The organism is Afipia sp. GW822-FHT04G07 (genome assembly GCF_058800765.1).
In genome coordinates, this window is the sequence record NZ_JBXAMP010000001.1 from 2,578,775 (window position 1) to 2,599,653 (window position 20,879).

The 20,879-nt window shown below is 64.1% G+C and carries 15 protein-coding genes and 1 pseudogene; 9 read left to right on the forward strand and 7 right to left on the reverse strand.

Annotation, left to right across the window (positions count from 1 at the left end; all coding sequences use genetic code 11):
* The first annotated feature begins 1 nt into the window (after window position 1).
* From coaBC to trxA, 9 genes are all read left to right on the forward strand, one after another.
* Window positions 2-1,432, forward strand: coding sequence for a bifunctional phosphopantothenoylcysteine decarboxylase/phosphopantothenate--cysteine ligase CoaBC (gene coaBC / locus AC1RKJ_RS12590; RefSeq protein WP_492791293.1), 1,431 nt, complete (start codon window positions 2-4; stop codon window positions 1,430-1,432).
* Window positions 1,429-1,887, forward strand: a complete 459-nt coding sequence (dut, locus tag AC1RKJ_RS12595) for a dUTP diphosphatase (protein WP_492791294.1) — start codon at window positions 1,429-1,431, stop codon at window positions 1,885-1,887. The genes coaBC and dut overlap by 4 nt, the downstream gene beginning before the upstream one ends.
* Before the next feature lie 152 nt (window positions 1,888-2,039).
* Entirely contained in the window at window positions 2,040-4,553 is a 2,514-nt protein-coding gene (locus AC1RKJ_RS12600) for a PAS domain-containing sensor histidine kinase (protein WP_492791295.1), read from the forward strand.
* Window positions 4,550-6,073, forward strand: coding sequence for a tRNA (adenosine(37)-N6)-threonylcarbamoyltransferase complex ATPase subunit type 1 TsaE (gene tsaE / locus AC1RKJ_RS12605; RefSeq protein ID WP_492791296.1), 1,524 nt, complete (start codon window positions 4,550-4,552; stop codon window positions 6,071-6,073). The genes AC1RKJ_RS12600 and tsaE overlap by 4 nt, the downstream gene beginning before the upstream one ends.
* A gap of 134 nt (window positions 6,074-6,207) precedes the next feature.
* Complete coding sequence (locus AC1RKJ_RS12610; protein WP_492791297.1) at window positions 6,208-6,537, forward strand: PilZ domain-containing protein; 330 nt, start codon at window positions 6,208-6,210, stop codon at window positions 6,535-6,537.
* Between the two features lie 153 nt (window positions 6,538-6,690).
* Window positions 6,691-7,413, forward strand: a complete 723-nt coding sequence (locus AC1RKJ_RS12615) for a nucleotidyltransferase family protein (RefSeq protein WP_492791298.1) — start codon at window positions 6,691-6,693, stop codon at window positions 7,411-7,413.
* A 69-nt stretch (window positions 7,414-7,482) separates the two neighbouring features.
* Window positions 7,483-10,653, forward strand: coding sequence for a double-strand break repair protein AddB (gene addB / locus AC1RKJ_RS12620; RefSeq protein WP_492791299.1), 3,171 nt, complete (start codon window positions 7,483-7,485; stop codon window positions 10,651-10,653).
* A complete protein-coding gene (addA, locus tag AC1RKJ_RS12625) occupies window positions 10,650-14,156 on the forward strand; it encodes a double-strand break repair helicase AddA (protein WP_492791300.1) in 3,507 nt (1,168 codons plus the stop codon). Before addB ends, addA begins: the two co-directional genes overlap by 4 nt.
* 205 nt (window positions 14,157-14,361) lie before the next feature.
* Window positions 14,362-14,682, forward strand: coding sequence for a thioredoxin (gene trxA, locus AC1RKJ_RS12630; RefSeq protein ID WP_492791301.1), 321 nt, complete (start codon window positions 14,362-14,364; stop codon window positions 14,680-14,682).
* Between the two features lie 66 nt (window positions 14,683-14,748).
* Here trxA and AC1RKJ_RS12635 read toward each other — a convergent pair whose 3' ends face one another.
* The 7 genes and pseudogenes from AC1RKJ_RS12635 to AC1RKJ_RS12665 form a co-directional block, all read right to left on the reverse strand.
* Window positions 14,749-15,993, reverse strand: a complete 1,245-nt coding sequence (locus AC1RKJ_RS12635) for a bifunctional folylpolyglutamate synthase/dihydrofolate synthase (protein ID WP_492792727.1) — start codon at window positions 15,991-15,993, stop codon at window positions 14,749-14,751.
* A 110-nt stretch (window positions 15,994-16,103) separates the two neighbouring features.
* Window positions 16,104-17,021: an acetyl-CoA carboxylase, carboxyltransferase subunit beta gene (gene accD, locus AC1RKJ_RS12640; RefSeq protein WP_492791302.1), complete on the reverse strand. Its 918-nt coding sequence runs from the start codon at window positions 17,019-17,021 to the stop codon at window positions 16,104-16,106.
* Between the two features lie 89 nt (window positions 17,022-17,110).
* Window positions 17,111-17,947 (reverse strand): tryptophan synthase subunit alpha, encoded by an 837-nt coding sequence (trpA, locus tag AC1RKJ_RS12645; RefSeq protein WP_492791303.1) that lies wholly within the window; start codon window positions 17,945-17,947, stop codon window positions 17,111-17,113.
* Window positions 17,944-19,161 carry a tryptophan synthase subunit beta gene (trpB, locus tag AC1RKJ_RS12650; protein WP_492791304.1) on the reverse strand — a complete coding sequence of 406 codons (1,218 nt, stop codon included), beginning with the start codon at window positions 19,159-19,161 and terminating at the stop codon, window positions 17,944-17,946. The genes trpA and trpB overlap by 4 nt, the downstream gene beginning before the upstream one ends.
* Complete coding sequence (locus AC1RKJ_RS12655) at window positions 19,158-19,838, reverse strand: phosphoribosylanthranilate isomerase (protein WP_492791305.1); 681 nt, start codon at window positions 19,836-19,838, stop codon at window positions 19,158-19,160. The genes trpB and AC1RKJ_RS12655 overlap by 4 nt, the downstream gene beginning before the upstream one ends.
* A gap of 67 nt (window positions 19,839-19,905) precedes the next feature.
* Window positions 19,906-20,316 (reverse strand): lipopolysaccharide assembly protein LapA domain-containing protein, encoded by a 411-nt coding sequence (locus AC1RKJ_RS12660; RefSeq protein WP_492791306.1) that lies wholly within the window; start codon window positions 20,314-20,316, stop codon window positions 19,906-19,908.
* Window positions 20,317-20,400: 84 nt separating this feature from the next.
* Window positions 20,401-20,724: pseudogene (locus AC1RKJ_RS12665) on the reverse strand (integration host factor subunit beta); the annotation flags it as partial.
* Window positions 20,725-20,879 lie beyond the last annotated feature (155 nt).

Sequence of the window (20,879 nt, forward strand, 5' to 3'; positions counted from 1 at the left end):
CATGGCCAGCCTAACCGTCCGGAAACTCGACGAAACGCTGAAGACCAGCCTGCGGCTGCGCGCGGCCAAAAACGGCCGCTCGGTCGAGGACGAGGTGCGGGTGATCCTGCGCGAGGCCGCCGAGGCGCAGGCAGCGGTCAAAATGTCATCCAGCCCGGCGCGTCAGCCCTCCACCCGGCCGCACCGGACCGACGGTCATGCCGCGACCGGCCAGCCCCGGGTGACGCTCATCATCGGCGGCGGCATCGCGGCCTACAAAGCGCTTGACCTGATCCGCCGCCTCAAGGACCGCGGCATACATGTCCGTTGCGTGATGACACGCGCCGCGCAGCAATTCGTCACCCCGCTCACCGCCGGAGCCCTCGCTGACGAGCGTTGCTACACCGACCTGTTCGACCCCCAGAGCGAATTCGACGCCGGACACATCCGCCTTGCGCGCGACACCGACCTCATTGTCGTTGCGCCCGCCACCGCCGACCTGATGGCGAAGATGGCGCAGGGCCACGCCGACGATCTTGCCACCGCGATCCTGCTTGCCACCAACCGTCCCGTGCTGCTCGCACCCGCCATGAACCCCCTGATGTGGACGAACGTCGCGACAAGACGCAATGTCGCGCAGCTTGCACGCGACGGCGTCGCCTTCATCGGTCCGAATTCTGGCGAGATGGCCGAGGCCAACGAGGCCGGAGTCGGCCGCATGTCCGAGCCTCTGGAAATCGCCGCCGCCGCCGACGCCATGTTGCGCCCCCCGCAGGTGGGGCCGCTCGCGGGCAAAAAAATTCTCATTACCGCAGGCCCCACCCACGAGCTGATCGATCCGGTGCGCTACATCGCCAACCGCTCATCCGGCAAACAGGGCTTTGCCATCGCCGCGTCCGCGGCGGAGGCCGGCGCCGAGGTGACGCTGATTTCAGGGCCGGTGGACCTCGACGATCCGCATGGCGTCCGCGTCACCCGCGTCGAGTCTGCACGCGACATGCTGGCGCATGTCGAACAGGCGCTGCCGGTGGACATTGCGATCTTCGCCGCTGCCGTCGCCGACTGGCGCGTCGCCAATGCGGGCGAGCAGAAGATCAAGAAGACCGCCTCGGGCATTCCCTCTCTCGCACTGGTGGAGAATCCGGACATTCTCGCCACCGTCGCGAAACGCAAGCAGGACAGGCCTAAACTGGTCATCGGCTTCGCTGCGGAAACCGAAAACTTGATCGTCAATGCCACGCTGAAGCTCGCGCGCAAGGGCTGCGACTGGATCGTCGCCAACGATGTGTCACCCGCCACCGGCGTGATGGGCGGCGACCGCAACACCGTTCATCTGATCACGCGCATCGACAAGCAGACGCATGTCGATTCCTGGCCGGTGATGACCAAAGAGCAAGTCGCCGACGCTCTTGTCGCGAAAATCGCCAGCACGATAGGACAACAGCCTGCATGACCTTGAACATCACCGTCGAGATTCAGCGCCTGCCCCACGCCAACGGCCTCGCGCTGCCGGCTTATCAGAGCGCTCACGCCGCAGGTCTCGATCTGCAGGCGGCGGTTCCCGAGGACAAGCCGCTGACCATGCAGCCGGGACAACGCGCGCTGGTGCCCACCGGGTTGATGATCGCGGTGCCACCGGGCCATGAAGCGCAGGTGCGGCCACGTTCCGGGCTGGCGCTCAAGCACGGCGTCACAGTCCTCAACTCGCCGGGCACGGTGGATGCTGACTATCGCGGCGAAGTTTCGGTGCTTTTGATCAATCACGGCGAGGAACCGTTCACGATCCGGCGCGGCGAGCGCATCGCCCAACTTGTCATCGCCGCCGTGACACAGGCAAATCTGGTGGCTGTCGCATCGCTGTCGTCCACGGATCGCGGCAGCGGCGGGTTTGGTTCCACCGGGCGGTAGATCGATCCCGACTCTGGATCGAATCGCACCGCACAATCGCGAACGCTGTCATTATTTTGCAGCACGATTCACGTTCACGGTCTGGACTCTTACCCGGCGACTCCTGTTGAGGATATTGTCGTTCGATTCGTGAGCGGCGGTCGGGATAGATCATGTCAGGCGTGATCGAGGGGATGCGGCGGACGTTGCTGTCGTGCACTTCGATTGTGCGCGGAGGCGCGATCGGCCTTGTGGCGGCCCTGTTCGGCAGCGCGCCCGCTTTTGCGCGCGATGATGTCCTCAACGGCGCATTGTCGTTTTTCGCCAGCATCGACCGGCAGGAAATTGCGGCGCTGAGCGTCGCTGCGGCCGTGCTCGGCTTCTCAGTGGTCGCGGCCATTCTCCTGATGCGAACACGGCTGCGTGCGGCCCGCATCGAATCGCGCCTTCTGTCGGACAATCAGGCGCTTCAGCTCGAGGCCGACCGGTTTCGCGCGCTGCTGTTCGCGGAACCTCAGGTTCTGATTGCATGGGCAGCTGGCGACGACCGTCCTGATATCAGCGGCGACGTCTCGCTGCTGATGCCGCACGGCTCGGACCAGTACAGTCCGCAGCGCGTACTGGCCTTCGGAAGCTGGCTGCTGCCCGAACAGGCGCTCGCCATGGATCACGCCGTGGATAAATTGCGCGAGGCGGGCGAAGGCTTCCTGCTCACTCTCTCGACAGCGACCGGGCGCTCCATCGAGGCGATGGGACGCGCCATCGGCGGACAGGCCATCGTCCGGATTCGCGAACTCTCCGGAATCCGGATGGAGTTCGCCGAACTCAGCATCCGGCACAATCAGATGCTGGAAGAAACCGGCGCGCTGCGCGCGTTCGCCGCCGCCGTCCCGCTGCCGGTCTGGGTCCGGCGCGGCAACGGCACGCTCAGTTTCGCCAACGCCGCCTATGCACAGGCCGTCGATGCCGGCTCAGTGGCCGACACCGTCGAACGCAATCTCGAACTGCTCGACCATGACGATCGCGGCAACATGGCGCGCGCGCTCGCGGAGGGGAATGCCTTCCAGGCGCGCGTCCCCGTCGTCGCCGGCGGCCAGCGCCGCATCTTCGACATTCACGCCCTCACGGTGGCAGGAGGCAGCGCCGGCATCGCCGTCGATGCAACCGAAGCCGCCAACCTGCGCGCCGCACTGGAGCGAATGGCCGAGGCGCACCGGCGTATGCTCGATCAGCTCTCGTCGGGCGTGGCAGTGTTCGATGCCTCGCGCCGATTGACCTTCTACAACGATTCCTATCGCAGGCTTTGGGACTTCGATCGCGCGTTCCTCGACGACAATCCCGACGATTCCAGCGTACTCGACAAGCTGCGCGTCGCGCGCAAGATCCCCGAACAGCCGGATTTTCGCGCCTGGAAGAACAAGCTGTTCGAGGCTTACCGCGCCATCGAACCCGCGAAGGACACCTGGTATCTGCCAGACGGGCGCGCGCTGAGCGTCGTCACCACGCCCAATCCTGAAGGCGGCGTCACCTACCTGTTCGACGACGTGACCGAGAGCCTGAAACTCGCGCGGCAAAACGACGGCCTGATTCGCGTCCAGCGCGAGACGCTGGATAATCTGGCGGAAGCCGTCGCCGTGTTCGGCAGCAACGGCCGCGCGCAATTGTTCAATCCGCCGTTCGCGCGGATGTGGAAACTGTCACCCGATGCGCTGGCGCAGCGGCCGCACATCGAAGCCATCGAACAGTGGTGCAGGCCGTTGTTCGACGACGACGCCACATGGCAGACGCTGCGCGCCGCAATCACCGGCATCGACGACCGCATTTCCGTCCCGCTCAAGCTTGAGCGCAAGGACGGCAGCGTGCTGGACTGCACCACCATGCCGCTGCCCGACGGCGCGACCATGCTGACCTTCCAGGACGTCACCGACACCGTCAACGTCGAACGCGCGCTGCGCGAACGCAACGAGGCGCTGGAAGCCGCCGACCAGATGAAGGTCGATTTCGTTCATCACGTCTCCTACGAACTGCGCTCTCCGCTGACGACCATCATCGGCTTCGCGCATTTCCTCAGCGATCCCTCGACCGGACCGATGACGCTGAAACAGAGCGAATATCTCAGCTACATCACGACATCGACCAACGCGCTGCTCGCCATCATCAACAACATCCTCGATCTCGCCACCATCGACGCCGGCGCCATGACGCTTAACCTCGGGCCAGTGGATGTGCAGAAGACTGTCGATGACGCCACCGCCGGCATTCAGGACCGCTTGGCACGCGAGCAGATCCGGCTCGACATCGACATCGACCCTGCCATCGGCGATTTCGTGGCCGACGAGCGGCGCATCGTTCAGGTGCTGTACAATCTGCTCGCCAACGCTGTCGGCTTCTCGCCGCAGAACAGCACGGTGATGTTGCGCGCACGGCGCAACGACAGCAACGTGGTGTTCTCTGTGTCCGACAGCGGCCCCGGCATCCCGGAAGAGGTCAAGGACAAGGTGTTCGACTGGTTCGAGAGCCACGCCAACGGCTCGCGCCATCGCGGCGCGGGGCTCGGCCTGTCGCTGGTCAGATCTTTCGTCGAACTGCATGGCGGCAAGGTCCATGTGGACTCGGTGGTCGGACACGGCACCACTGTGACCTGCGAATTTCCCGTCGATCAGTCCTATCGCAATGCCGCTGAATGAGCGATCTCTCGACATTCCAGGTCGCCCTAGCGAATGAGACCGCGACCGCGCATCTGATGGCCGATCTCGCGCTGCTCTTGAGCGCTGGTGATGTCATCACATTGACCGGCGATCTCGGTGCGGGAAAGACCGCCGCCGCCCGCGCGCTGATCCGCTATCTCGCGCAGGATGACGACCTTGAAGTGCCGAGCCCCACTTTCACGCTGGCGCAAACCTATGACCTGCCGCCATTCCCGGTGCTCCACGCCGATCTTTATCGCGTCAACGATCCGGACGAACTGGAAGAAATCGGTCTTGTGCCGCTGCCCGACGGCACAGTCGCACTGATCGAATGGCCGGAGCGCGCGCCGGGTCTGCTGCCCTCCGACCGCATCGACATCGCGTTCAGCCATCGGCCGTCACTGGGCAGCGGCGCGCGCGCCGCTGAAATCACCGGATACGGCAAGGCGGCCGCGAAAGTCGAGCGGCTCGCGGCCTTGCGCCGGTTCCTCGAACTCGCGGGCAGCGTCGACGCGAAGCGCCAGCGCATGCCGGGCGACGCCTCGACGCGATCCTACGCCCGGCTGATAAAGGGCGAGCAATCCACCATCCTGATGAATTCGCCGCGCCGTCCCGACGGCCCGTCGCTGTATGACGGCAAGTCCTACAGCGAGGCGGTTCATCTCGCCGAGGACGTGAGGCCGTTCGTCGCCATCGCCAACGGGCTGCGCGAACGCGGCTATTCCGCGCCCGCGATCCATCACGCGGATCTGGAGGACGGCTTCCTCATCACCGAGGATTTCGGCCGGGATCTTTTCATCGAGGGCGATCCGCCCCGGCCGATCGTGGACCGCTACCAGATCGCGGTCGACATGCTGGCGGCGCTTCACAATGAGGAATTGCCGGATGTGCTGCCGCTCGCGCCGCACCTCGACTACACCGTGCCGCTGTTCGACAACGACGCGATGATGGTCGAGGTCGTGTTGATGCCGGAATGGTATCTGGCCGACAAGGGCGTGACGCTGACCAGCAACATGCAGGCGGACTTCGTGCTGATCTGGCAGGATCTGTTCGCCAAACTCGCCGCCGCACCACGCACCTGGATGCTGCGCGACTTCCATTCGCCCAACCTGATCTGGCTCGATCACCGCCGGGACACCGGCCGCGTCGGCCTGCTGGACTTTCAGGACGCGGTGATGGGCCCGGCCGCCTACGACCTGGTGTCGCTGTTGCAGGACGCCCGGATCGATGTACCGGAGAGCGTCGAGATATCGATGCTCACGCGGTACGCTAAAGAACGGCGGACCGCAGATCCGGCGTTCGATCCGGCCGCCTTCGTGCAGCAATACGCCATCATGTCGGCGCAGCGGAATACCCGTCTGCTGGGCACCTTTGCCCGCCTGAACCGCCGGGACGGCAAACCGCACTATCTGCGGCATCAGCCACGGGTGTGGACGTACCTCAACCGCGCCCTTGCCCATCCGTCCCTCGAGACGTTCCGCGAATGGTGCATAGCCCACGTTCCGCCGCCCGGACCCTGACCAAATCCGCCAGTTTGAGGGAGCCGCTTTACCGCTTGTTAGCCAGCCAGCGCCTAATTTGCATTTTTAACGACCGTGCGGAGCACAGCCCGGCGCTGTGACGCACACCGGACGCATAACGAGCGGAGTGATTCATGGCTGCGGAACGGCAACGGGGCGACCGCGTAGTGTTCGAACGCGGTTTTGCAGCCCACCTGATGGGCATCGACGGGACATGGCGGCGCAACTGCCTGGTCGAGGATATTTCCGAGACCGGCGCGAAACTGACTGTCGAAGGATCGGTTGAAGGCCTGAACCTCAAGGAATTCTTTCTGCTGCTCTCCTCCACCGGCCTTGCCTATCGCCGCTGCGAACTCGCCTGGGTCAACGGCGAGCAGATCGGGGCAGGCTTCCTGAAGCCATCCGACGTCAAGAAGAAGCCTGCTCGCCGCAACCCGGGCAACGCGCAGATCGTCGAGGTCTGACACCCCGGGACCCACCGGTCTTGAGTCGCACCGCTGTCACAAAGTCCCACTACAGCCTGAGCCACCGGCGCATTTCAGCGATTCGGATGCTATGCTCGGCGGCCTTTCACGTTCGCCGGATATGTCCGCGAACCAAGTGAGAACCACCCGACGATGCCGACCAAGCCCGTCACAGCCATGATTCTCGCCGCAGGCCTCGGCACGCGGATGCGACCGCTGACCGACATGATGCCCAAGCCGCTGGTTCCGGTCGCCGGAAAGCCTCTGCTCGACCATGTGCTCGACCGCCTTGCGGAAACGGATGTCACCACGGCGGTGGTCAATGTGCATTACCTGCCCGACCAGATCGTGCAGCACGTCAAAGGCCGGACGAAACCGCGCGTCATCATTTCTGATGAGCGCGATGTCGTGCTCGGCACCGGTGGCGGCGTGGTCAAGGCGCTGCCTCTGCTCGGCGATGCGCCATTCTATCATCTCAACGCCGACACGATGTGGATCGACGGCGTGCAGCCCAACCTGCTCCGTCTGGCGGAAGCGTTCGATCCGGCGCGAATGGACATTCTGCTGCTGATGGCGCCTACGGCCCACAGCATCGGCTACGCCGGCTCCGGCGACTACACGATGCTGACCGACGGCGCGCTGCTCAGGCGCAAGGAACATCAGGTGGTGCCGTTCGTCTATGCCGGCGCCGCCATCATGTCGCCCTCGATCTTCAAGAACGCTCCCGCCGGCGAATTCTCGCTAACGAAGATGTTCGACGTGGCCAATGAGCAGGAACGGCTGTTCGGACTGCGGCTCGATGGTCTGTGGATGCATGTCGGCACACCGGATGCGGTCCACGCCGCGGAAGAAGCGCTGCTGGCCAGCGTCGCGTAACCCCGCACAAGACTCCCCTCCGCCACCCTCCACATGCCATGATGACGCCGGTCGCGAATCGGAATTTTCATGCGCGTTTTCAACGTCCCCTCATCGGCACCATTTCTTCATACGGTGATCGAGGCCCTTGTCGACGGCCGGCTGGTCAAAGGGTTTGACGCACGCGCCAATCCCGAGCTTCTGGCCGACGTCACGCTTTATCTGCCCACGCGCCGTGCCGGCCGCATGGCGCGCGAGGTGTTTCTCGATGTGCTGAAGTCCGATGCGGTGGTGCTGCCGCGTATCGTCGCGCTCGGCAGCGTCGACGAGGACGAACTGGAATTCTCGGACGCGCAAATCAGTGGCGCTGAAGCGGCCATGCTGCCGCCGAAACTTGACGACCTCGAGCGGCGATTGACGCTGGCGAAACTCGTCGCCGCATGGGCGAAGAGCCAGCCCGATTCACTCGTGGTTGGCGGTCCGGCATCGACACTGGCGCTGGCCGGCGATCTGGCGCGGCTGATGGACGACATGGTGACACGCGGTGTCGGCTGGAATGCGCTCGACGGCATCGTACCGGACGAACTCGACGATTACTGGCAGCGCACGCTGAAATTCCTGAAGATCGCGAAAGAGACATGGCCGGATCATCTCAAGGAGATTGACCGCATCGAGCCTGCCGCACGGCGCGACAGGCTGATCGATGCAGAAGTCTCACGCCTCAAAGCCCATCCCAAAGGCCCGGTGATCGCGGCAGGCTCGACAGGATCGATGCCGACGACAGCGAAACTGCTGCGCGCCATTGCCATGCTGCCGCAAGGCGCGGTGGTGCTGCCCGGCCTCGACACCATTCTCGATGACGCGGCCTGGAATTCCATCGGCGACGTCGAGAACGATGTTGATCCATCGACCCCGCCGCCGACCTGGAGCCATCCGCAATTCGCGCTGCATCACCTGCTGTCGCGCGTGTTCAAAATCGAACGCCGCGATGTGACCGCACTCACCGGGCCCGCAACCCATGGCCGCGAAGTGCTCGCATCGGAAGCGATGCGCCCCGCTAACGTCAGTGCCGACTGGCATACGCGGCTTGAGGTACCGGACATCGCCGCAAAAATCGCCGGCGGCATGGCGAACCTGTCCGTGGTCGAAGCCGCCAATCCGGAGATGGAAGCGCTGGCCATCGCGGTGGCCATGCGCGAGGCGCGCGAAAAAAACATGAGCGCAGCGCTGGTAACCCCCGACCGTGCGCTGGCGCGCCGTGTGATGGCGTCGCTCGATCGATGGAATCTCGTGTTCGACGATTCCGGCGGCGACTCCCTGATGGACACTCCGGCGGGGATTTTTGCGCGGCTAGCCGCGCAAACCGTCGCGGATGACTTGGCGCCGCCAGCGTTGCTGGCGCTCCTGAAGCATCCCCTGTTCCGGCTCGGACGGAGGCAAGGCTTCTGGTCGATCGCAATCTCCGATCTCGAACTGGCGTTGCTGCGCGGAACACGACCAGCGGCAGGCAGCGCCGGGCTGGCGCGCGATTTTTCCCGTTTCCGCGACGAACTCGGCAAGCTCCGACGGCAGGAGATCTCCGCCATCCACCACTCCGAGCCACGCGCGCAACTGAGCGATGCAGCGCTCGACGGCGTGCAGACGCTGATCGGCGAACTGACGCTTGCACTCAAGCCGCTAGAAGACATCAAGCGCAGCAAGCCGCACGATTTTTCCGAACTGGCGGCCCTGCATCGCAATGCTCTCATCGCGCTCGCGGCCGACGACAGACAAAGGACGCTCGCGTTCGAAGCGCCGGACGGCAACGCGCTGTCGAAGGCCTTCGATGACCTGTTTCAGGTCGGCGGTGCGGCAACGGATCCCGGCAAGCCGCCACCGCCAAGCGGGCTTATGCTCGACCTCGGCGATTATCCCGATGTGTTCCAGACCGCATTCGGCGATCGCATCGTTCGGCGGCCGCAAGCCGCAGGCGCGCACCTTCGCATCTACGGTCCGCTCGAAGCACGCCTCACCGAAAGCGACCGCGTCATTCTCGGCGGCCTGGTCGAGGGCGTGTGGCCGCCCGCGGCGCGCGTCGATCCGTGGCTGAGCCGTCCGATGCGGCACCAACTCGGCCTCGATCTGCCCGAGCGGCGCATCGGACTGTCGGCGCATGATTTCGCGCAACTGTTAGGGGCGAAAGACGTCATCCTGTCGCGCGCCGCGAAAGTCGGCGGCGCGCCCGCCGTCGCCTCACGCTTCCTGCACCGGCTTGAAGCCGTCGCCGGCGAGAAACTCTGGACTGACGCGAAGCGCCAGGGCGAGCGCTACACGCACTGGGCCGACGCGCTCGATCGACCCGCGATTGTCACGCCTGCGCCGCAGCCGATGCCGAAGCCTGCTGTCGCCCTGCGGCCGGCGCGAATGTCGGTCACCGAGATCGAGGACTGGCTGCGCGACCCCTACACCATCTACGCAAAGCGTATTCTCAGGCTGCTTCCGCTCGATCCGGTGGATATGCCGCTGACTGCGGCGGATCGCGGCTCGGCGATCCACGAAGCGCTCGGCGAATTCACCACCAGATTTGCAACCGCGTTGCCGGACGATCCGGCGGGCGCGCTGCGCGTCATCGGCGAAAAACATTTCGCGCCATTGATGGAACGGCCTGAAGCGCGCGCGCTGTGGTGGCCGCGCTTCCTGCGCATCGCGTCATGGTTCGCCGGGTGGGAACGCGACCGGCGGCTCAATGTCGCGCGCATCGCTGCGGAAATTTCCGGCAGCATTCCGATCCTTCTCGACAACGGGCAAAAATTCACGCTGACCGCGCGCGCCGATCGCATCGAGCATCGCACCGACCAGACTTTCGCATTGCTCGACTACAAGACTGGCCAGCCGCCCAGCGCCAAGCAGGTCACTCTCGGCCTGTCGCCGCAGCTCACGCTGGAAGCGGCGATCCTGCGCGGCGGCGGCTTCGGAGACATTCCGGCAGGCGCGTCGGTCAGCGAACTGGTCTATGTCCGGCTCAGCGGCAACAATCCTCCGGGCAAGGCGACCGTTCTGGAGTTGAGGCTCAACAAGAGCGATCCACCGCAACTGCCGGACGACGCGGCGGACGAGGCGCTGCGCGAACTGACCGCGTTGATCCATCGTTACGCCAATCAGGACGAGGCCTATCGCTCGGTGGTGCTGCCGATGTGGGAGAACCGCTACGGCACCTACGACGATCTAGCGCGCATCAAGGAGTGGTCGGTCATCGGCGACGGACGCGAGGAGATCGAATGAGCGCACCTCGCAAAGACATCCCTATCGACGTGACCGCGTTGCAGGCCCGCGCGTCGGACCCGGATGCGTCGGCCTTCGTCGCAGCCAATGCCGGGTCCGGCAAAACTCACGTGCTGGTCAGCCGCGTGATCCGGCTGCTGCTCAGCGGCGTGCAGCCGGAAAAAATTCTTTGCATCACCTTCACCAAGGCCGCGGCAGCCAACATGGCGCAGCGCGTATTCGCGACGCTCGGCAAGTGGGTCCGGATGCCGGACGACGAACTCGACGCGGCGATCCGCCTGATCGGCGCGCCGGAGCCGAACGCCGAAACCCGGAGGCGCGCCCGGAAACTGTTCGCCGGCGCGCTGGAAACGCCGGGCGGGCTCAAGGTGCAGACCATTCACGCGCTCTGCACGCGGCTGCTGCAACAATTCCCGTTCGAGGCCAACGTGCCCGCGCACTTCGCGGTGCTGGACGATCGCGACCAGACCGACATGATGGAGCGCGCCAACCTCAAGGTGCTGCTGGAGGCATCAGCCAATCCCGCAAGCCGCATGGGACGCGGACTTGACGTCGCGATGGCGACGGCCGCCGATGTGACCTTCAAGGATGTGGTGCGCGATGCCTGCCTGAGCCGCGATCGTTTCATGGCGTGGTCCGACAGCGCAGGTAACATCGACCGTGCCATGGCGCAGGTCGCACTCACGCTCGGCATCGGCGTCAGCGAGCGCATCGAGGATGTCGAACGCGAGATCGTCGATGGCCCCAACGTGCCGCGCAGCGAGTGGCAGGCCGTCGCTGCTGCGCTCGAAGGCGGGAACAAAACAGATACCGCTCAGGCAGCGCGATTCCGTGATGCGCTGAGCACTACCGGTAGCGCGCAAATCGACAAGTATCTTCAGGTGTTCCTGACCAAGGAGCTTGAACCGCGCAAGACGCTTGTCACCAAGAAGATCAACGATCTGTACCCCGAATTGGCGCAGCGTCTGTTACGTGAAAACGAACGTGTCCTCGCCTTGATCGAAAAGCGTCGCGCCGTCATGCAGCGTGACCGCACCGAGGCTCTTCTGGTCATCGCGAGCGCGGTGACCGAAAACTACAAGCGCGAGAAACGCGAGCGCGGCCTGCTCGACTACGATGACCTGATCGCGAAGACCCATAACCTGCTCCATAGCGTCTCGGCGGGCTGGGTGCATTACAAGCTCGACCGCGGTATCGATCATGTCCTGATCGACGAGGCGCAGGATACCAGTCCCCGGCAATGGGACATCATCGAAAAGCTGACATCGGAATTCACGTCCGGCGCGGGCGCGCGCGACGGCGTCAAACGCACGATCTTCGCGGTCGGCGACGAAAAGCAATCGATCTTCTCGTTTCAGGGAGCCGCTCCGCGCGAGTTCGACAGTCGCCGCCGCGAGATGGAAACGCGGTTCAAAAATGCAAGACTCCATTTCGAGTCCGTCGAGTTCAAGCATTCGTTTCGTTCGGGCTGGACGATCCTCAATTCGGTCGACCATGTTTTTCGCGACACCGAGATTTTCAGCAGCATTCATGCCGTCGCGAACGGCTATCCGGTTCACAACGCGCTGGGCGACGCTGCCCCCGCGCTGGTCGACCTGTGGGACCTTGAAACCCCGACCGCACGCGACGATGTGACGGGATGGCGCGCGGCACTCGACGCTGTGCCGGAGAAGAGCCCGGAAGCGCGGCTGGCGCGGCGCGTGCGAGACGAGATCGCGGCGCTGATCGACGCCGGGATCATGACAGGCTCCGTTGGCCGCAGGCGTCCGTTGCGCTACGGCGATGTTCTCATTCTGGTGCGGCGGCGCGGCAGGGCGTTCGACACCATTATTCAGGCCCTGAAACATGCCGGCATTCCCGTCGCCGGAGCGGACCGGCTGAAACTGACAGAACACATCGCGGTCATCGACCTGATGAATCTCGCCGACGCGCTGCTGCTGCCGCGCGACGATCTGGCGCTGGCGGTGGCGCTCAAGAGCCCGCTGTTCGGACTCGACGACGACGATCTTTTGGCAATAGCACCGGAGCGCAAAGGCACGCTGCGCGCGGCGCTGGCGCAACACGCAGCTGGCAATAACAGGCTGGAATCCGCGCTGGCACGCCTTGAAGAGTGCGAGGAAAAATTCGCCAGCGTCACGCCTTTCACATTCTACGCCTGGCTGCTCGGCGGCCAAAGTGACGGCCCAACGGGCCGCGCGCGCATCCTGTCGCGGCTCGGCCTCGAGGCCAATGACGCGATCGACGAGTTTCTCGAACTCGCGCTGACCTATGAGCGGAAAGCACCGGCGTCGTTGCAAGGCTTCATGGCGTGGCTGCGTGCCGCCGACACCGAAGTCAAACGCGACATGGAAATCGAGCGCGACGAAGTCCGCGTCATGACCGTGCACGGCGCGAAAGGCCTCGAAGCCTCCGTCGTATTTCTCGTCGACACCACGACATCGCCTGCGGATTCGCAGCGCGTGAACCTGATCCACATGCCACAGGGCAACGCCGCACCCAACGTGCCCGGCGTGGTGCTTTGGGCCGGCAAGAAGGCGGACGATCTGCCGAATGTGGCGGCCGCCCGCGCCGCCATGAAAGATGAGACCGAGGACGAATATCGCCGCCTGCTCTACGTGGCGATGACGCGCGCAGCGGATCGCCTGATCGTCGGCGGCGTGCTGCCGGGCAACGTCAAGGCGGTGCGCGACAAGTCCTGGTACGATCTGATCGGAAAGGGGCTCGTCGCGTCGGGGCTGCAACTGGAAGAACTTGAGACCGCGCAGGGCCCGGTGAAGCGCTATTCACGCGCCGGGGATGTCGAGCTGCCCGTGCCGGTTATTGCCGCGCAAGCATCGCCGGATATTGAATTGCCTGCGTGGCTGCGCGATCTCGCGCCGCGCGACGAGCCCGTGGATGTGGTGTTGCGTCCCTCCGACGCAGCCGAGGATGACAACAACGATCATCGCGTTCTGAGCGACGAATCGCGACACGCCCGCGAGCGCGCCTTGAAGCGCGGAACACTGATCCATCGTCTTCTGCAGTCGCTGCCGGATGTGGCGACCGAACGCCGCGACAGCGCCGCGCGCGACTATCTTCAGCGCAATGCGCAAGGCTGGCCCGCCGAAGAGCGCGAGGCGTTGGCGCAACAAGTCGTGGCGCTGATCGCCACACCAACGCTCGCGCCGCTGTTCGCGGACGGCAGCCGCGCCGAGGTCTCGATTGCCGGACGGGTCGCGCGGCGCGGCAAACCGCCTGCACTGGTGTCTGGCCAGATCGACCGGCTGGTGGTGACGCCGCATGAGGTCCTGATCGTCGACTACAAGACCAACCACGCCCCGCCGCACGCAGCGGCCGACGCGCCGCGGGCTTACGTGCATCAGCTGGCGCTCTATCGCGACGTGTTGCGGCGGCTTTACCCCGGCCGGCCGGTGCGCTGCATCCTGCTGTGGACCGAGACCGCGGCCATGATGGAAATTCCGGCCTCCGCGCTGGACGCAGAGCTGCAATCGATCATCTCCTGAGGCGCCCTCAACCAACTGGATCGACCGCGCAACCCTAACCCGTTGAATCGAGGCCGATTCCCGAAGCTGGCGCCGCCTGGCCGACGGAACACGTCGCGGTGACCAGCCTTGACCCCGCAGGGGCGCGTTCATAGGTTGGGCCTACGTTTCTTGCGCGCGATTCTCTCAAAAATTCCCGCGCCTTTCATCCAACGAGGCAGATCACATGAGTGTGGGTAAGGTTTCGGACACCGATTTCGAAGCGGAAGTTCTCAAGGCGGACGGCCCCGTGGTCGTCGATTTCTGGGCGGAATGGTGCGGTCCGTGCCGCATGATCGCCCCCGCGCTCGACGAGATCGCCGGCGCCATGGGCGACAAGGTCAAGATCGTGAAGCTCAATGTCGACGAAAGTCCGAAGACCGCCTCGAAGTACGGCGTGATGTCGATCCCGACGCTGATGATCTTCAAGGGGGGCGAGATGGCCTCGCGGCAGGTCGGCGCTGCGCCGAAGGCCAAGCTGCAGCAGTGGATCACCGCCGCTGTCTGATCGTTTTTAGATTTGAGATTTTGCAAACGGCCGGCGCAAGCTGGCCGTTTTCGTTTGCGACGTTGGTTATTGCGGTAGCGTGCCGTTTTCAGCCAGCACATGCCCCGCGAGATAGAGCGAGCCGGTGATGAGAATGCGCGGCGGCACTTCGTAGGCCAATTTTGCGATCGCGCGCAGTGCCGCTTCGACGCTCACCGCAGTCTCGACCCGCATCCCCAGCTGTCGCGCGGCATCGGCCAGTACGTCCGGCGACATCGCGTTGTCTTGATCTAGAATTTTCACCGCGACGATGTGGCGTGTCTGTCCCGCGAAGTTCGCGAGGAAGCCGCCGGCATCCTTGTTGCCCATCATGCCGACGATCACCACCAACGGGCGCGAAACGCGCTCTTCCAGATCGCCCAGCGCATCGGCGACAACGCGACCGCCGTCGGGATTGTGGCCGCCGTCGAGCCATATCTCCGAATCGTGAGGCGCAGCCTCAACCAGCTTGCCCGACGTCAGCCGCTGCATCCGTGCCGGCCACTCCGCGCGCGCGATGCCTTGCTCGAATGCGGCCGGATCGATCTTCAAGGTCTCGATGGCGCGCAGGGTCGCGATCGCCAATCCTGCATTGTCGAACTGGTGCCGCCCGAACAACCGCGGCGCGGACAGGTCCAGCAGGCCGCGCTCGTCCGAATAAACCAGCCGTCCGTGCTCCACATTGACATGCCAGCCTTCCGTCGCCGCGTGAAGCGTCGCATGGGCGCGCCTGGCCGCCTGCCCGATCACAGCAATCGCCTCCGCCGATTGTTCGGCGCAAACCACCGGAACGCCCTTCTTGATAATCCCGGCCTTTTCAGTGGCGATCTTAATTAGCGTATCGCCGAGAAATTCGATGTGATCCATGCCGATGGGCGTGATGACGCTGGCCAGCGGCGCATCGATGACGTTGGTCGCATCGAGCCTGCCGCCGAGGCCTACTTCAAGCAACACGACATCCGCCGGGTGCTCGGCGAACAACTGAAATGCCGCGGCGGTCTCAATCTCGAATATCGTGATCGGCTCGCCGTCATTGACCTGCTCGCAATGATCCAGCGCCGCGCGCAGCTGATCGTCGGTGACGAGCACACCGCCGCCGACCTGCCCCAAACGAAAGCGTTCGTTGAAGCGCACCAGATGCGGCGATGTGTAGACGTGCACACGCAGCCCCGCAGCCTCTAGAATGGCGCGCAGGAACGCCACCGTCGATCCCTTGCCGTTGGTGCCGGCGATATGGATGACGGGCGGAATTTTCTTTTCGGGATGACCAAGGCGCTCCAGGATGCGCCACATGCGATCGAGCGTGAGGTCGATGCGCTTGGGGTGCAGCGAGGCGAGGCGCGCGAGGATGTCGTCGTAGGACGCCGACGAATTCCTGGATGGATCTTTGGCCGCAGGCGACGTCACGCCGGCGACGCGACCGCAGGCAGATCAACCGGCAACGGCGCGACCGACGCGAAACTTTCGGAAGCTGCCGGCGCCTTGGTCAGCAGCCGGCAAAGCCGCGCCAATGTCCCGCGCAACTCATGGCGATGCACCACCATGTCCACCATGCCGTGTTCCCTGAGATACTCGGCGCGCTGGAAACCTTCCGGCAATTTCTCGCGAATGGTCTGCTCGATGACGCGCGCGCCGGCAAACCCAATGAGTGCGCCCGGCTCGGCGATCTGCACGTCACCCAGCATTGCGTAGGATGCGGTCACGCCGCCGGTGGTCGGATTGGTCAGAACCACGATGTAGGGCTGATGCACTTCACGCAGCATCTGGATCGCTACCGTGGTGCGCGGCATCTGCATCAGCGACAGAATGCCTTCCTGCATCCGCGCGCCGCCGGACGCCGCGAAAATGATGAAAGGTGATTTTTTCTCGATCGCAAGTTCGAGGCCTTTGACTACGGCTTCACCCGCCGCCATGCCGAGCGAGCCGCCCATGAAGTCGAAGTCCTGCACGGCGACAACGACGGCGTTGCCTTCCAGCTTGCCGTAGCCGACCTTTACAGCGTCATGGAGGCCCGTCTTGGAGCGCGCGTCCTTGATGCGGTCGACATATTTGCGCTCATCACGAAACTTCAGCGGATCGGCGGTCACTTCGGGAAGCGCCACGTCATACCAGGTCTCGTTGTCGAAGATCGACTTCAGCCGCGCCACCGCGCCCATGCGCATGTGATAGTTTGAACCGGGAATGACGAACTGGTTCTGTTCGACATCCTTGTAGAACACGAGCTGCCCGGAATCCGGGCACTTGATCCACAAATTCTCCGGCGTCTCGCGCTTGAGGATGCTGCGAATCTTCGGCCGGACAACGTTGGTCAACCAGTTCATGTCGGGCTCCGTCTTTGGGAGATGGATATATGGACGCCGGGGCGAGCCCGGGCAACCCTCCGGAATTGCAATAAAAAGCTTGCGTAAAGCTATTCTGCGGCCTGTTTGGCGCCATGCACGCCCTGCGCCAGTGCTGCCGCCAGATCGGCCACAGCGGGAACCGTTTTCGCGGTCGCGCGGCCTTCAGAATCGAGCGACGCGCGCAACGCATCGATCAGCGCCGAACCCACCACGGCACCGTTAGCGGCCTGTGCGATACCGGCGGCGGCTTCCGGCGTACGGATGCCGAAGCCGACACAGACCGGCAACTGGGTGTGACGCTTGATGCGGGCGACGGCGGCGGACACCTGAGTGGTATCGGCGCTGGCCGACCCGGTGATGCCGGTGATCGACACATAATAGACGAAGCCCGAGGTATTCGCGAGCACAGCCGGCAGACGCTTGTCGTCCGTGGTCGGCGTTGCGAGCCGGATGAAGTTCAATCCGGCCTTCATCGCCGGAATGCACAGTTCGGTATCTTCTTCCGGCGGCAGATCGACAATGATCAAACCATCGACGCCGGCGGATTTCGCATCGACCAGAAACGTGTCCACGCCGTAGATGTAGATCGGATTGTAATACCCCATCAGAACGATCGGCGTCGTCGCGTCGTCCTTGCGGAAGTCGCGCACCACCTGAAGCGTCTTCTTCAGCGTCGTGCCAGATTTCAACGCGCGCAGGCCCGCCGCCTGGATCGCGGGGCCGTCGGCCATCGGATCGGTGAACGGCATGCCGATTTCGATGATGTCCGCGCCCGCCTTCGGCAGCGCCTTAATAATCTCGAGCGAGGTCGCAAGATCCGGGTCGCCCGCCATCACGAAGGTGACGAACGCCGCGCGGCCTTCTGCCTTGAGTTCGGCGAAACGTGTGTCGATGCGCGTGGTCACTTCTTTTTACCCTTCAGAATGTCGCCGACCTGCGGCACGTCCTTGTCGCCGCGACCGGACAGATTGACCACCATCAGGTGATCCTTCGGCCGCTTCGGCGCGAGGTCCATCACTTTCGCAATGGCATGCGCGGGCTCCAGCGCTGGAATGATACCTTCAAGGCGCGATAGCAATTGGAATGCCGCCAGCGCCTCATCGTCGGTGGCCGACAGATACGTCACGCGGCCGGTTTCGTGCAGCCAGGAATGCTCGGGACCGATGCCGGGATAATCGAGGCCTGCTGAAATCGAATGTGCGTCCTGAATCTGGCCGTCGTCGTCCATCAGCAGATAGGTGCGATTGCCGTGCAGCACGCCGGGGCGGCCGCCTGCGATCGACGCCGCGTGCAGGTTGGTCAAGCCATGCCCCGCCGCCTCGACCCCGAAGATCTCGATGCCGGAATCGTCGAGAAACGGATGAAACAGACCCATCGCATTGGAGCCGCCGCCGATGCAGGCGATCAGCGAATCCGGCAGGCGGCCTTCCGTCTCCTGCATCTGCGCGCGAGTTTCGGTGCCGATGATCGACTGGAAGTCGCGCACCATCGCGGGATACGGATGCGGGCCTGCCACGGTGCCGATGCAATAGAACGTGTCGGCGACGTTGGTGACCCAGTCGCGCAGCGCATCGTTCATCGCGTCCTTCAGCGTGCGCGATCCGGACTGCACCGGCACCACCTTGGCGCCCAGCATTTCCATGCGGATCACGTTGGGCTGCTGCCGCTCCACGTCCACCGCGCCCATGTAGACGATGCATTCGAGGCCGAAGCGCGCGCACAGCGTCGCCGTGGCGACACCGTGCTGGCCAGCGCCGGTTTCAGCGATGATGCGCTTCTTGCCCATGCGGCGCGCGACCATGATCTGGCCGAGCACGTTGTTGACCTTGTGCGAGCCGGTGTGGTTCAGCTCCTCGCGCTTGAAATAGATTTTCGCGCCGCCGAGATGATCGGTGAGACGCTCGGCGAAATACAGCGGCGACGGGCGGCCGACATAGTCCTTGAGGTAGCCGTTCATTTCCTTCTGAAACGACGGATCGGCCTTGGCGTCGGCATAGGCCTTTTCCAGATCCAGGATCAACGGCATCAGCGTTTCGGCGACATAGCGCCCGCCGAAAATGCCGAAATGCCCGCGTTCGTCAGGACCGGAGCGGAAGGAATTGGGACGTTGGACGCTCATACGCTGCTCGCAATCTTCGAAGATGTTGTTGCGCGGTCGGCTTCGCGCGCGACGCGGATAAAGGCACGGATCATGTCGGCGTCTTTCACGCCCGGCGCGCTTTCAACGCCCGACGACACATCGACGCCGCCCGCGCGGGTAACCGTGATGGCTTCGGCGACGTTGGCTGCGTTCAGCCCACCGCCAACCATGAAGGGAATCGACAGATGGATGTACTCCAGCAGATGCCAGTCGAACGGCACGCCAAGCCCGCCGGGACGGGTGGCGTCCTTCGGAGCGCGGGCATCGAACAGGATGCGGTCGGCCACCGCCGCATAACCCGGAAGGCTTGCGAGATCGGCCGCGGTTGCGACCGACAGCACCTTCATCACCGGCAGTCCGAATTTCTGCTTGATGTCGCGGACGCGCGCCACGCTCTCATCGCCGTGAAGCTGGAGCAGTCCGGGCTTCAAGGCCTCGATGCAGTTCTCAAGGGAGGCATCGTCGGCGTCAACGGTCAGCGCCACCTTGAGCGCACGGCCGTTGACCTGCCGCCCGAGTTCGCGCGCAACACCGAGACCGATGTGGCGCGGCGACGCCTCGAAGAACACGAAGCCCACCATGTCGGCACCCGCATCCAGCGCGACCTCAAGGGTCTCGCGCGTGGACAGGCCGCAAATTTTGACTGCAAGTGACATGGTCTCAAGGCGTGGTTGGGCCGGGGGCCGATAACCGAAAACAGGCTGTGGAACAGAAGGGCGGGTTCTACAACGCCGCGCCGTGCTTGTCTCGCCCGATGGCCAGATAGGACGGGGTCAGGCCGGGGCCCGATCCCGAGGCCAGAACCTGATTTTCGCCAGTGCGCGACGCGATCTGCGCCTTCTCCCGAAAATCCGCCAGTTCCGCGCGGGCGTGCCGCGCGTCAGCCTCATGCTGCCGGGCAGCCCGCCGCCAGCGGCGCTGGCCGAACCAGGTGGCCACGCCACCGGCGACCACGCCAAAGATCGCCACCGCGATGATGACAACGAACAGCGGCAGCGAGACGCCGAGTGCGGGATCGCTGGAATTGAAGGGATCGAACGATAGCGTGACGATGTGGCGATTGGCGACCGCGAACACGACAAACAGGATCGCAAGCGGCAGGATCACCAAGGCGTTGAAAATCTTGCGGAGCATCGTGCGTTCCTGGAGCTGGCAATTCTGAAGGCGGTTCGCAAAAATGCGCGCGGCCGCACTTTGGAATTATTTTAGCCGGCCGGATCAGGTCGCCGCCGCTGGATCCGCCGCCTCGTCGCGGTTCAGCCGCTCACGCATTTCCTTGCCGGTCTTGAAGAACGGCACGCTCTTCTGCTCGACGGGCACATGCGCGCCGGTGCGTGGATTACGCCCTGCGCGAGCGGGGCGATGCTTGACCGAGAAAGCCCCAAAACCACGCAGTTCTACGCGATCGCCCCGGGCGAGCGCGGCAACGATTTCGTCGAGAATTGCGTTCACGATGTTCTCGACATCCCGCTGATAGAGATGCGGGTTATGCTCGGCGATGCGTTGAACGAGTTCGGATTTGATCATTGAGTGTTGGGCCCGTAGCGTGCGATGGACATTTCTGTGAAAAAGCCGTGGACTGTCAAGTCGCTAATTCAAAACGAGACGCGGCTAAATCGCGTGACAAACGCCGGGATTCGTTGTTGCCCCCGCGACCGCAATGCGGCGAGGAACGGTTGAAACCCGATTCAGGGCGA

What these genes read in the sequence shown, in the direction of transcription:
- accD (WP_492791302.1), bottom strand. Translation starts at nt 17,021, where the DNA reads ATGAACTGGTTGACCAACGTTGTCCGGCCGAAGATTCGCAGCATCCTC.
- AC1RKJ_RS12610 (WP_492791297.1), top strand. Translation starts at nt 6,208, where the DNA reads ATGGCTGCGGAACGGCAACGGGGCGACCGCGTAGTGTTCGAACGCGGT.
- dut (WP_492791294.1), top strand. Translation starts at nt 1,429, where the DNA reads ATGACCTTGAACATCACCGTCGAGATTCAGCGCCTGCCCCACGCCAAC.
- AC1RKJ_RS12660 (WP_492791306.1), bottom strand. Translation starts at nt 20,316, where the DNA reads ATGCTCCGCAAGATTTTCAACGCCTTGGTGATCCTGCCGCTTGCGATC.
- AC1RKJ_RS12635 (WP_492792727.1), bottom strand. Translation starts at nt 15,993, where the DNA reads ATGTGGCGCATCCTGGAGCGCCTTGGTCATCCCGAAAAGAAAATTCCG.
- addA (WP_492791300.1), top strand. Translation starts at nt 10,650, where the DNA reads ATGAGCGCACCTCGCAAAGACATCCCTATCGACGTGACCGCGTTGCAG.
- addB (WP_492791299.1), top strand. Translation starts at nt 7,483, where the DNA reads ATGCGCGTTTTCAACGTCCCCTCATCGGCACCATTTCTTCATACGGTG.
- trpB (WP_492791304.1), bottom strand. Translation starts at nt 19,161, where the DNA reads ATGAGCGTCCAACGTCCCAATTCCTTCCGCTCCGGTCCTGACGAACGC.
- coaBC (WP_492791293.1), top strand. Translation starts at nt 2, where the DNA reads ATGGCCAGCCTAACCGTCCGGAAACTCGACGAAACGCTGAAGACCAGC.
- trxA (WP_492791301.1), top strand. Translation starts at nt 14,362, where the DNA reads ATGAGTGTGGGTAAGGTTTCGGACACCGATTTCGAAGCGGAAGTTCTC.
- AC1RKJ_RS12615 (WP_492791298.1), top strand. Translation starts at nt 6,691, where the DNA reads ATGCCGACCAAGCCCGTCACAGCCATGATTCTCGCCGCAGGCCTCGGC.
- tsaE (WP_492791296.1), top strand. Translation starts at nt 4,550, where the DNA reads ATGAGCGATCTCTCGACATTCCAGGTCGCCCTAGCGAATGAGACCGCG.
- AC1RKJ_RS12600 (WP_492791295.1), top strand. Translation starts at nt 2,040, where the DNA reads ATGTCAGGCGTGATCGAGGGGATGCGGCGGACGTTGCTGTCGTGCACT.
- AC1RKJ_RS12655 (WP_492791305.1), bottom strand. Translation starts at nt 19,838, where the DNA reads ATGTCACTTGCAGTCAAAATTTGCGGCCTGTCCACGCGCGAGACCCTT.